The organism is Variovorax paradoxus NBRC 15149 (assembly GCF_001591365.1).
Classification (GTDB): Bacteria; Pseudomonadota; Gammaproteobacteria; order Burkholderiales; family Burkholderiaceae_C; genus Variovorax; species Variovorax paradoxus.
Genome location: NZ_BCUT01000010.1, coordinates 50,326 through 60,242 on the forward strand (window position 1 = coordinate 50,326; position 9,917 = coordinate 60,242).

The window sequence follows — 9,917 nt, forward strand, 5'->3', positions numbered from 1 at the left end:
TCCGGCGTGGCGCAATTTGCAACCATTGTGGCGCCAATTGCGGCGCGGCGAGGCGTAAGCTGCATTCTTCCAAGCGCCCATCCGCGTGGGACAGCCTGCCTGCGCGCCGACCCCTCAGAGGAGACAACACACATGCACGATCCCGGCCTGAACTTCGACCTGGGCGAGACCATCGACTCGCTGCGCAGCGCGATCCAGGACTTTGCCGCGAACGAGATCGCCCCGCGCGCCGCCGACATCGACCGCGACAACCTGTTCCCGCACGACCTGTGGCAGAAGCTCGGCGAGCTCGGCCTGCACGGCATGACGGTGAAGGAAGAGTTCGGCGGCACCGAGCTGGGCTACCTCGCCCACATCGTGGCGATGGAAGAGGTGTCGCGCGCCTCGGCCTCGGTCGGCCTCTCGTACGGCGCGCACTCCAACCTGTGCGTCAACCAGATCCACCGCAACGGCAGCGATGCGCAGAAGAAGAAATACCTGCCCAGGCTCGTGAGCGGCGAGCACGTGGGCGCGCTGGCCATGAGCGAGCCCAACGCCGGCTCCGACGTGGTGAGCATGAAGCTCAAGGCCGAGAAGAAGAACGGCTGCTACGTGCTCAACGGCGGCAAGATGTGGATCACCAACGGCGGCGACGCCGACACGCTCGTGATCTACGCCAAGACCGAACCCGAGATGGGCGCGCGCGGCATGACGGCCTTCATCGTCGAGAAGGGCTTCAAGGGCTTCTCGGCCGGCACCAAGCTCGACAAGCTCGGCATGCGCGGCTCCAACACCTACCCGCTGTTCTTCGACAACTGCGAAGTGCCCGAAGAGAACGTGCTCGGCGGCGAAGGCATGGGCGCCAAGGTGCTGATGAGCGGTCTCGACTACGAGCGCGCGGTGCTGTCGGGCGGGCCGCTGGGCATCATGGCGGCCTGCATGGACGCGGTGCTGCCCTTCATCCACGAGCGCAAGCAGTTCGGCCAGAGCATCGGCGAGTTCCAGCTGATGCAGGGCAAGCTCGCCGACATGTACTCGACCTGGCAGGCCACGCGCGCTTATGTGTACGCGGTGGGCAAGGCCTGCGACCGCAACGACCACGCGCGCACCTTCCGCAAGGACGCGGCCGGCGCCATTCTCTATTCGGCCGAGAAAGCGACATGGATGGCCGGCGAGGCGATCCAGGCGCTGGGCGGCGTGGGCTACACGAAGGACTTTCCGGTCGAGCGGCTGTGGCGCGACGCCAAGCTGTACGAGATCGGTGCGGGCACGAGCGAGATCCGCCGCATGCTGATCGGGCGCGAGCTGTTTGCTGAAACCGCCTAGGATGACGCGCGCCGCCCCTTCTTCCTCCCTCTCCCCCTGGGAGAGGGCCGGGGTGAGGGCAGCAGCGATCGAGTCGAGCGCCATGCCTCATCGAGGGCCGAGCGCCCTCACCCCAACCCTCTCCCAGGGGGAGAGGGAGCAAGACAAGGAGACAAGACGATGCCACTGACGCAGAGCCTGGCGCAAGGCGCCACCAACGTCCCCCTCATCGAACAAACCATCGGCGACTTCTTCGACGGCATGGCCGCGAAGCAGCCCGACCGCGAGGCGCTCGTCAGCCGCCACGAAGGCAAGCGCTTCACCTACCGCGAGCTGCAGGCCGAGTCCAACAAGCTGGCCAGCGCATTGCTGAAGCTGGGGCTCGCACCCGGCGACCGCGTGGGCATCTGGTCGCACAACAACGCGCCCTGGGTGCTGATGCAGATCGCGACCGCCAAGGCCGGGCTGATCCTCGTCAACATCAACCCGGCCTACCGCACCTCCGAGCTCGAATACGCGCTCAACAAGGTCGGCTGCAAGGCGCTGGTGACGATGGCGCAGTTCAAGACCAGCGACTACCTGGGCATGCTGCGCGAGCTCGGCCCCCAGCGCCTGCCGCAGCTGCGCCACACCTTCTGGATCGACGGCAAGGCCGCGGCCGATGTGCAGGAGCCCGGCATGCAGCGCTTCAGCGAGCTGCTCGCAAGCGGCGATGCGGCCGACCCGCGCGTGGCCGCCACGCAAAAGACGCTCAAGGCCACCGACCCGATCAACATCCAGTTCACGAGCGGCACCACGGGCTTTCCCAAGGGCGCGACGCTCACGCACCGCAACATCCTCAACAACGGCTTCTTCATCGGCGAATGCATGAAGCTCACGCCGGCCGACAGGCTGTGCATTCCGGTGCCGCTCTACCACTGCTTCGGCATGGTGCTCGGCAACCTGGCCTGCCTCACGCATGGCTCGGCCATCGTGTATCCGAACGACGGCTTCGATCCGCTCACGGTGCTCGAGACCGTGCAGGCCGAAAAATGCACCGGCCTGCACGGCGTGCCCACCATGTTCATTGCCGAGCTCGACCATCCGCGCTTCAAGGAGTTCGACCTGTCCACGCTGCGCACCGGCATCATGGCCGGCTCGCCGTGCCCGACCGAGGTGATGAAGCGCGTGGTGAACGAGATGCACCTGGGCGAAATCACCATCGCCTACGGCATGACCGAGACCAGCCCCGTGAGCTGCCAGAGCAGCACCGATACGCCGCTGGACAAGCGCGTGTCCACCGTGGGCACGGTGCAGCCGCACCTGGAGATCAAGATCATCGACCCCGAGACCGGGGCCATCGTGCCGCGCGGCAGCTCCGGCGAGTTCTGCACGCGCGGCTACTCGGTGATGCACGGCTACTGGGAAGACGAGCCCAAGACCCGCGAAGCCATCGATACCGAGCACTGGATGCACACCGGCGACCTGGCCACCATGGACGCCGAGGGCTACGTGAATATCGTCGGCCGCATCAAGGACCTCGTGATCCGCGGCGGCGAGAACATCTACCCGCGCGAGATCGAGGAATTCCTGTACCGCCACCCGAAGGTGCAGGACGTGCAGGTGGTCGGCCTGCCCGACCGGAAGTACGGCGAGGAGCTGTGCGCCTGGATCATCGCCAAGCCCGGCCAGGCCGCGACCGAAGACGAGATCCGCGACTTCTGCAAGGGCCAGATCGCGCACTACAAGGTGCCGAAGTACATCCGCTTCGTCACCGAGTTTCCGATGACGGTGACCGGCAAGATCCAGAAATTCAAGATCCGCGAAGCGATGGCCGAGCAACTGGGCCTCGAACAAGAAAAGACAGCATGAGCAAGATCGAAACCAAACTCAACGCCCGCTCGGCCGACTTCCAGGCCAATGCAGCAGCCATGCGCGCGCTGGTCGACGACCTGCACAAGCAGTTCGCGAAAGTGGAGCAGGGCGGCGGCGAGGCCGCGCGCGCCAAGCACACGGCCCGCGGCAAGCTGCTGCCGCGCGACCGCGTGGCCGAGCTGCTCGACCCCGGCACGCCCTTTCTCGAGATTGCGCCGCTGGCCGCGCATGCGATGTACCTCGATGCCAAGGGTGCGGAGTCGGCACCCGGCGCGGGCCTCATCGCGGGCATCGGCCGCGTGAACGGCGTCGACTGCATGATCGTCTGCAACGATGCGACGGTGAAGGGCGGCACCTATTACCCGATGACGGTCAAGAAGCACCTGCGCGCGCAGGAGATCGCCGAGCAGAACCGCCTGCCCTGCATCTACCTGGTCGACTCGGGCGGCGCCAACCTGCCGAACCAGGACGAGGTGTTTCCCGACCGCGACCACTTCGGCCGCATCTTCTACAACCAGGCCAACATGAGCGCCCAGGGCATCGCGCAGATCGCGGTGGTCATGGGCTCGTGCACGGCGGGCGGCGCGTATGTGCCGGCGATGAGCGACGAGTCGATCATCGTGAAGAACCAGGGCACCATCTTCCTGGGCGGCCCGCCGCTCGTGAAGGCCGCGACCGGCGAGATCGTCACGGCCGAGGACCTGGGCGGCGGCGACGTGCACACGCGCTTGTCGGGCGTGGTCGACCACCTGGCGCAGAACGACCTGCATGCGCTGGCGCTCGCACGTTCGGCCGTGGCCAATCTCAATGCGAACGCGGCCTCGGCCCAGGACACCGCAAAGGCCGAGGTGCGCCCACCCGAGTTCCCGCGCGAAGAGCTCTACGGCGTGATCCCGACCGACACGCGCAAGCCCTTCGATGTGCGCGAGATCATCGCGCGCATCGTCGACGGCAGCGAGTTCCACGAGTTCAAGGCGCGCTTCGGTGCCACGCTGGTCTGCGGCTTTGCCGAGATCGAGGGCATGCCGGTGGGCATCATCGCCAACAACGGCATCCTGTTTTCCGAATCGGCGCAGAAGGGCGCGCACTTCATCGAGCTGTGCTGCCATCGCAAGACGCCACTGGTGTTCCTGCAGAACATCACGGGCTTCATGGTGGGCCGCAAGTACGAGAACGAGGGCATCGCGCGCCACGGCGCCAAGATGGTGACGGCCGTGGCCACGGCCAACGTGCCCAAGTTCACCATCATCATCGGCGGCAGCTTCGGCGCCGGCAACTACGGGATGTGCGGCCGCGCCTACAGCCCGCGCTTCCTCTGGATGTGGCCCAACGCGCGCATCAGCGTGATGGGCGGCGAGCAGGCCGCGAGCGTGCTGGCCACGGTGAAGCGCGACGGCATCGAATTGAAGGGCGGCAGCTGGAGCAAGGAAGAGGAAGAAGCCTTCAAGGCGCCGATCCGCCAGCAGTACGAAGACCAGGGCCACCCCTACTACGCAACGGCGCGGCTGTGGGACGACGGGATCATCGATCCGGCCGACACGCGGCGGGTGCTTGCACTCGGTTTGGCTGCGTCGCGCAATGCGCCGATTCCCGAGCCGAAATTCGGCATCTTCCGGATGTAGCCGTGGCACAGCCTTCTTGCGCTTGGGGTCGATACAGGCATCGCGTTCCGGGGTGCGCTCCCGCCGACGGGGTACCTTGCTCCGCGAATGTCCCCCGGCCTGCGGCCTCCTCCTTGATTTCGCTGCGCAAGGCACCCCATCAGCGGGAGCGTTGTACAGAGCAGTCGTTGATCGGCGGTACACCAGCAGCGTGCCCTGGTGCACAGGGCATCGGGTGCTCCCCGCAGCGAAATAAAGGAGGAGCCGAAGGCGGGGGACATTCGCGGAGGGGAGTACCCGGTGGCCTGTGCACACGCCCTGAACAAAGGCCCCGAACAAACGCGCACCGCCCCAAGGATCACTGACATGACCTTCACCAAACTGAAACTCGAAACCCACGACACCATCGCACGCATCTGGCTCGACCAGCCCGACGCGCGCAATGCCTTCGACGACGTGGTCATCGCCGAACTCACGCAGGCCTTCACCGACGCCGGCGCTGCGCCGCAGGTCAAAGCCATCGTGCTCGGTGCCAACGGCCCCGCCTTCTGCGCGGGCGCGAATCTCAACTGGATGCGCCGCATGGCCGACTACACGCGCGACGAGAACATCGCCGACGCGGGCAAGCTGGCCGCCATGCTGCGCACCATTGCCGAATGCCCCAAGCCCACCATCGCGCGCGTGCAGGGCGATGTGTACGCGGGCGGCATGGGCCTGGTCGCGGCCTGCGACATGGCCGTGAGCGTGGACACCGCGTGGTATTGCCTGAGCGAAGTCAAGATCGGCCTCGTGCCTGCGACCATCAGCCCGTACGTGCTGCGCGCCATGGGCACGCGCGCATCGCAGCGCTACTTTCTCACGGCCGAACGCTTCACCGCGGCCGAGGCGCACCGCATCGGCTTCGTGCATGAAGTGGTCGCGGCCGATGCGCTCGATGCCAAGGTCGACGAGCTCCTGAAGGCGCTCACCAGTGCCAGCCCCGCCGCCGTGCGGGCCTGCAAACAATTGATCGCCGACGTGGACGGCCGCGAGATCGACGACGCGCTGATCGCCAAGACCGTCGAAGGCATTGCCGACATCCGCGCAAGCGACGAAGGCCGCGAGGGCGTGCAGGCCTTCCTGCAGAAGCGCAAGCCGTCATGGCTGGGCCACTGAGCGCCAGGCAATGAATGCGCTCGACATGCCCCAGCTGCTCGCACTGGCCGCGGCCATCGGCTGGGCCAGCGGCGTGCGGCTGTACCTGGTCGTGCTGCTGACCGGGCTGGCCGGCTACTTCGGCTGGGTGCCGCTGCCCAGCGGGCTGCAGCTGCTGGCGCATCCGGTGGTCATCGCGGCCAGCGGCTTCATGGTGTTCATCGAGTTCTTCGCCGACAAGATCCCGGGCCTCGATTCGCTGTGGGACGTGGTGCACACGGCCATCCGCATTCCCGCCGGCGCGGCGCTCGCGGCCAGCGTGTTTGGTGCCGACCATGGCGCGATGGCCATCGTGGCCGCGCTCGTGGGCGGCGGCTTCGCGGCCACCGCGCATGCGGCCAAGGCCACGACGCGCGCAGCCATCAACACATCGCCCGAGCCGTTCTCGAACGTGGGCGCGTCGCTGGTCGAGGACACGATGGTGCCAACCGGGCTGTGGCTCGCGGTGGCGCATCCGCTGGTCTTCCTGGTGCTGTTCGTCCTGGTGCTGGTGCTCAGCGTCTGGCTCATCCGCAAGAGCTGGCGCTTTCTCAAGGCGCTGTTCACTCGCGTGGCCCGCATCTTCAGCGGGCGGCCCGATCCGGGCGTCACGCCTGCATTCCAACTGAAAAAGAATCCTCCGGGAGACACTCCGAATGTTTAAGAAGATCCTCATTGCCAACCGAGGCGAGATTGCCTGCCGTGTCGCGGCCACTGCCCGCCGCATGGCGATTCGCACCGTGGCCGTGTACTCCGATGCCGACGCGCATGCCAACCACGTGCGCGCCTGCGACGAGTCGGTGCACCTTGGCGGCAGCGCACCGAAAGACAGCTACCTGCGCTGGGAAAAGATCCTCGAAGCCGCCAAGGCCACGGGCGCCGAAGCCGTGCATCCCGGCTACGGCTTCCTGAGCGAGAACGAGGAGTTCGCACAGGCCTGCGCCGATGCGGGCCTGGTCTTCATCGGCCCGCCGCCTTCGGCCATCAAGGCGATGGGCCTGAAGGCCGAGTCGAAGCAGCTGATGGAAAAAGCCGGCGTGCCGCTGGTGCCCGGCTACCACGGCCACGACCAGGACCCGCAGCTGCTGCAACGCGAGGCCGACCGCATCGGCTACCCCGTGCTCATCAAGGCCAGCGCGGGCGGCGGCGGCAAGGGCATGCGCGCGGTCGACCGGGCCGAAGACTTTGCGGCGGCGCTCGCCTCGTGCCAGCGCGAGGCGATCAACAGCTTTGGCGACGACGCGGTGCTGATCGAGAAGTACGTGCAGCGCCCGCGCCACATCGAGATCCAGGTGTTCGGCGACACGCACGGCAACTATGTCTACCTGTTCGAGCGCGACTGCTCGGTGCAGCGGCGGCACCAGAAGGTGCTGGAAGAGGCGCCCGCGCCCGGCATGACCGAGGCGATGCGCAAGCAGATGGGCGAGGCGGCCGTGGCGGCAGCGCGTGCGGTGAACTACGTCGGCGCCGGCACGGTGGAATTCATCGTCGAGCAGCGCGAAGGCGGCGAGATGAATTTCTTCTTCATGGAGATGAATACCCGCCTGCAGGTGGAGCATCCGGTGACCGAAGCCATCACCGGCCTCGACCTCGTCGAATGGCAACTGCGCGTGGCCTCGGGCGAGGCGCTGCCCGCAAAGCAGCAGGAGCTGCAGATCCACGGCCACGCGATCGAGGCGCGCATCTGCGCCGAGAACCCCGACAACAACTTCCTGCCTGCGACAGGCAGCTTGCGCGTCTACCGCAAGCCGCAGGCGACGGCCTTCCAGCGCAGCCGCGTGCGCATCGACGACGGCGTGCGCGAGGCCGGCGAGATCTCTCCGTTCTACGACTCGATGATCGCCAAGCTGATCGTGCACGGCAGCACGCGCGACGAAGCGCTGGCGCGGCTCGATGCGGCGCTGGCGCAGGTGCAGATCGTCGGTGTGTCGACCAATGTTCAGTTCCTGCGCGGCATTCTCGCGACCGAGTCGTTCGCCAAGGCCAACCTCGACACCGCGCTGATCGAGCGCGAGCGCGCCGTGCTGTTCGACCGCGAGGCGCTGGGCCTGCCGCTGGCCGCGGCCGCCGCCATCACGCGCACGCTGGTCACCGAGCGGCCGGTGGGCGCGCACTATCCTTTCGAGCGGCGCGACGGCTGGCGCTCGCATGGCGAGTACCGGCGCCACTTCGACTTCGAATTCCGTGGTGCCGAGCAGACGGCCGTGCTGAGCTACAGGCGCGACGGCAGCCTGTGGCTCGAAGCCGGCGGCGTTGAAGGCCCGCTGGTCGTGGGCCAGTTCCCGACGGGCGAGTTCGAGGTCGAGTTTGCCGGTATGCGGCAGACCGTGGACGTGCACCTGGACGGCGCCACGGCCCATGTGTTCGCGTCGAAGGGCGCCACGAAGATCACCGCCATCGACCGCCTGGCCCATGCCGGCGACACCCATGCAGAAGCCGGCCGCCTCACCGCGCCGATGCCCGGCAAGGTCGTGTCCTTCGCGGTCAAGGCCGGCGACAAGGTCAGCCGCGGCCAGCCGCTCGCGGTGATGGAGGCCATGAAGATGGAGCACACCATCGCGGCGCCGGCCGACGGCACGGTGGAAGAACTGATGTTCTCGCCCGGCGAGCAGGTGGCCGAGGGCGACGAGCTGTTGCGGATGGCTGCGGCGGCGGTTTAACCCACCACCACTTCGCTGATCTGCATCACCGGCGCGATGTCGGTGTAGTTCTTGATGTCGCCCAGGATCTCCTTGGCATGCGGGCCGAACGCCGCCTGGAAGGCGTCGGCCGAGTCGCAGAACACGTGGCACATGCCGACGTAGGTCGGCGGCATGCCGGGCGCGCCGCCCGCCAGTCCCTTGTCGATGGTGTACGACCTGCAGGCATCGCCCATGCGTGCCTTCAGGAGCGGCATGTGCTTGTCGCGGTAGTAGGCGTGGTCGAACCGCGCGCCTTCGGTGTAGGGGTACATCACGCTGACTTTGATCATGCTTCGGTCTCCGGGTGTGGTGTCGATGTTCTGGATGGTCGCGCACGAGCATAGAAGAAGGCCCCGGGCGCCACAAGCCGCCGGTTCGGTTCATGGGCCCGGGCCCCTAAGATCCGGCTCATGAAAATCATCGTTTCCCTGACCGACAACCGCCCCGAACCCTGGATCGAAGGCCTCCGGGCCGAGCTGCCCGATGCGCAGATCGAGACCTGGAAGCCGGGTGCCGCCCAGGCCGACCACGCGGTGGTGTGGGCGCCGCCCCAGCAGCTGCTCGACGAGCAGCCCGGGCTGCGCGGCCTGTTCAACATCGGCGCGGGTGTCGATGCGCTGCTCAAGCTGAAAGTCCCGCCGCAGACGCGCATCGTGCGGCTCGACGACGCCGGCATGTCGGTGCAGATGGCCGAGTACGTGTGCCACACGCTGATCCGGCACTTCCGCGAGTTCGATGTCTACGAGGCCGATGCGCGCGAAGGCCGCTGGAGCTACCGCAAGCCGCGGCTGCGGCGCGACTTTCCGGTCGGCATCATGGGCCTGGGCGTGCTCGGCGAGCGCGTGGCCAGGGCCGTGGCGCAGTTCGAGTTTCCGGTGCTGGGCTGGAGCCGTTCGCCCAAAGCCATCGAGGGCGTGCAGGTGTTCAGCGGCGAGGGGCAGTTGGGCGAGTTCCTGTCGTCCACGCGCGTGCTGGTCAACCTGCTGCCGCTGACCGAGGCCACGCGCGGCATCCTCAACCGCGAGACGCTCGGCAAGCTGCGGCCGGGCGGCTATCTCATCAACATCGCGCGCGGCGCGCACCTGGTGGAAGGCGACCTGATCCCGATGCTCGATGCAGGCCAGCTGGCCGGCGCCACGCTCGACGTGTTCCAGGTCGAGCCGCTGCCCGCCGACCACGCCTTCTGGCGCCACCCGAAGATCACCGTCACGCCGCACGGCTCGGCGCGCACGCTGCGCGAGGAGTCCATCGCGCAGATCGCCGGAAAGATCCGCGCGATGGAACAGGGCCTGCCGGTCAGCGGCGTGGTCGATCCGGTCCGGGG

General features: G+C 67.3%; 8 protein-coding genes. 7 read left to right on the forward strand and 1 reads right to left on the reverse strand.

Annotation, left to right across the window (positions count from 1 at the left end; genetic code table 11):
* Positions 1–132 precede the first annotated feature (132 nt).
* From VPA02S_RS30870 to VPA02S_RS30895, 6 genes are all read left to right on the forward strand, one after another.
* The gene (locus VPA02S_RS30870; protein WP_062367314.1) at positions 133–1,305 is read left to right on the forward strand and encodes an isovaleryl-CoA dehydrogenase; all 1,173 of its coding nucleotides are present in this window, start codon (positions 133–135) and stop codon (positions 1,303–1,305) included.
* A gap of 159 nt (positions 1,306–1,464) precedes the next feature.
* Positions 1,465–3,135, forward strand: a complete 1,671-nt coding sequence (locus tag VPA02S_RS30875) for an AMP-binding protein (RefSeq protein WP_062367317.1) — start codon at positions 1,465–1,467, stop codon at positions 3,133–3,135.
* Complete coding sequence (locus tag VPA02S_RS30880; RefSeq protein WP_062367319.1) at positions 3,132–4,760, forward strand: carboxyl transferase domain-containing protein; 1,629 nt, start codon at positions 3,132–3,134, stop codon at positions 4,758–4,760. The genes VPA02S_RS30875 and VPA02S_RS30880 overlap by 4 nt, the downstream gene beginning before the upstream one ends.
* A 345-nt stretch (positions 4,761–5,105) precedes the next feature.
* On the forward strand, positions 5,106–5,894 hold the full coding sequence (locus VPA02S_RS30885) for an enoyl-CoA hydratase/isomerase family protein (protein ID WP_062367321.1): 789 nt from the start codon (positions 5,106–5,108) through the stop codon (positions 5,892–5,894).
* 10 nt (positions 5,895–5,904) lie between these two features.
* The gene (locus VPA02S_RS30890; RefSeq protein ID WP_015867481.1) at positions 5,905–6,576 is read left to right on the forward strand and encodes a DUF4126 domain-containing protein; all 672 of its coding nucleotides are present in this window, start codon (positions 5,905–5,907) and stop codon (positions 6,574–6,576) included.
* Positions 6,569–8,572 carry an acetyl-CoA carboxylase biotin carboxylase subunit gene (locus tag VPA02S_RS30895; RefSeq protein ID WP_062367322.1) on the forward strand — a complete coding sequence of 668 codons (2,004 nt, stop codon included), beginning with the start codon at positions 6,569–6,571 and terminating at the stop codon, positions 8,570–8,572. The genes VPA02S_RS30890 and VPA02S_RS30895 overlap by 8 nt, the downstream gene beginning before the upstream one ends.
* Here the strand turns inward: VPA02S_RS30895 and VPA02S_RS30900 are convergent.
* Positions 8,569–8,883, reverse strand: a complete 315-nt coding sequence (locus VPA02S_RS30900; protein ID WP_018907056.1) for an EthD family reductase — start codon at positions 8,881–8,883, stop codon at positions 8,569–8,571. The two genes, VPA02S_RS30895 and VPA02S_RS30900, sit on opposite strands and share 4 nt — an antisense overlap.
* Positions 8,884–9,003: 120 nt before the next feature.
* Between VPA02S_RS30900 and VPA02S_RS30905 the strand changes: the two genes are divergently transcribed.
* Positions 9,004–9,917: 2-hydroxyacid dehydrogenase (locus VPA02S_RS30905; protein WP_062367324.1), on the forward strand; the 914-nt coding region annotated here is incomplete at its 3' end.

Coding starts and splice junctions, on each gene's coding strand:
- VPA02S_RS30875 (WP_062367317.1), top strand. CDS start 1,465: ATGCCACTGACGCAGAGCCTGGCGCAAGGCGCCACCAACGTCCCCCTC.
- VPA02S_RS30885 (WP_062367321.1), top strand. CDS start 5,106: ATGACCTTCACCAAACTGAAACTCGAAACCCACGACACCATCGCACGC.
- VPA02S_RS30890 (WP_015867481.1), top strand. CDS start 5,905: ATGAATGCGCTCGACATGCCCCAGCTGCTCGCACTGGCCGCGGCCATC.
- VPA02S_RS30870 (WP_062367314.1), top strand. CDS start 133: ATGCACGATCCCGGCCTGAACTTCGACCTGGGCGAGACCATCGACTCG.
- VPA02S_RS30895 (WP_062367322.1), top strand. CDS start 6,569: ATGTTTAAGAAGATCCTCATTGCCAACCGAGGCGAGATTGCCTGCCGT.
- VPA02S_RS30900 (WP_018907056.1), bottom strand. CDS start 8,883: ATGATCAAAGTCAGCGTGATGTACCCCTACACCGAAGGCGCGCGGTTC.
- VPA02S_RS30880 (WP_062367319.1), top strand. CDS start 3,132: ATGAGCAAGATCGAAACCAAACTCAACGCCCGCTCGGCCGACTTCCAG.